This window comes from Mesorhizobium sp. M1322 (assembly GCF_040318085.1).
GTDB lineage: Bacteria > Pseudomonadota > Alphaproteobacteria > Rhizobiales > Rhizobiaceae > Mesorhizobium.
On the sequence record NZ_JAMYLP010000199.1, the window covers coordinates 1 to 1,641 of the forward strand.

General features: G+C 59.7%; 1 protein-coding gene. It reads right to left on the reverse strand.

Annotated elements, in window-relative coordinates; all coding sequences use genetic code 11:
• Window positions 1-279: 279 nt before the first annotated feature.
• Window positions 280-1,641, reverse strand: a 1,362-nt coding sequence (locus NKH12_RS30355) for a calcium-binding protein (RefSeq protein ID WP_352956471.1), incomplete at its 5' end; no start/stop codon positions are given.

The window sequence follows — 1,641 nt, forward strand, 5'->3', positions numbered from 1 at the left end:
GAAGCCTGGGTCTTCATCGCCCACATCCGCCTGCTCACGCGTCGCCTCGCAAGACCTTGAAATTGCACCAGTCGTTTTGATTCAGACACTAAAACAGGCGAAAAGTCGCTTGTATGATATCAATGGGTTACATCCGAAATGTAAAACCCGTCAGTTGCGAATCTGCTTGAGGAGTGTCCTCGCTATCGGCGGTATGCGCGCTGGCTGCCCCACAGACAATCATTAGATCGCTAATTTTCTTCTTGGCGATCGGCTTGTCGGACGCCTTCGCCAACCTATTCAAATCACAAAGAATGCATCTTCCGTAAGCGACAGACCTGGAGAGAGAGTGGCGAATTGTGTTTGAACCGCGCCGCCGATCCCGTCGCTGTCGAACGAGAGCGCTCCGGTTGAATTGTTGTAGAGGATACGGTCGGAACTGTCGTGCGCGGATGCACCCGCAAAGAAAGCGGCGGATGTGAGCGCGCCCCCGCCCAGCCCGGCGAAAATGGCATTCTCGAGATGGATCTTGTCCTGGGACGGGTTGAAGTCGGTAATCCTGTCGACATTGCCGTTACCAAGGGCGCTATTAAAAACGAAGGTGTCGTTGCTACCGTTGCCGGTCAGGATGTCGGCGCCTCGCCCACCGTTGATGACGTTGGCTCCGGCATTGCCCTGGATGGTCTGGGCGAACTCGTTGCCGGTGAGGTTGATTGCAGCTGTGGCGGTCGGATACCTGGTGGCGAGAAGCTCGATCTCCGAGCCGGCCGCAAGCGCATAGCTCACCGTGGTGACCACGACGTCGCGACCGCCCCCGACCGCCTCAATCGCCTTGTCGCCGGCATTGTCGATATAGTAGCCGTCGTTGCCGCTATAGCCGATCATCGTGTCGGCGCCGCCGAGACCATTGATGGTGTTGGCGCCGGCGTTACCCTGGATGGTCTGGGCGAACTCGTTGCCATTGAGGTTCATAGCTGCCGTGCCGGCAGCGTTGGTGGTGGTGAGAAGCTCGACCTGCGCGCCGGCTGTAAGCCCGTATGCCACCGAGGTGAGCACCTTGTCGGCGCCACCGCCCGCCGCCTCAATCACCTTGTCTCCGGCATTGTCGACATAATAGGTGTCGTTGCCGCCGTTGCCGGTCATCGTGTCGGCGCCGTCGAGGCCGTTGATGACATTGGCGCCGGCATTGCCCTGGATAGTCTGGGCGAACTCATTGCCGGAGAGGTTGATTGCCGTCGTGCCAGATGGATTCGTGGTGGCGAGAAGCTCGATTTCCGAGCCGGCCGCGAGCGCATAGTTCAGCGAGGTGAGCACCCTGTCGGTGCCGCCGCCGGCCGCCTCTACCACCTTGTCGCCGGCATTGTCGACGTAGTAGGTGTCGTTGCCACCGTAGCCGATCATCGTGTGGGCACCGGTCCCCTGGAGTACATCGGCTCCGCTGGTGCCGTAGAGCGTATCGTCGGGCGGGCTGGTGTTATGCTGCAGGAAAAAGTCTTGCATCGCCGGAGTGTTGCCAAGCGAGGTTTCGCCGTTCTGCGAGGCCCATTTATAAGCCATTTCAAAGGCAGGATTGGGAACCAGCCTGTCCCAGTGGTCCATCATGGTCTGCATCTGGGACGTCGTGGGCATGACATACGACCCGCCCGTATTGGTCGCCCAGCC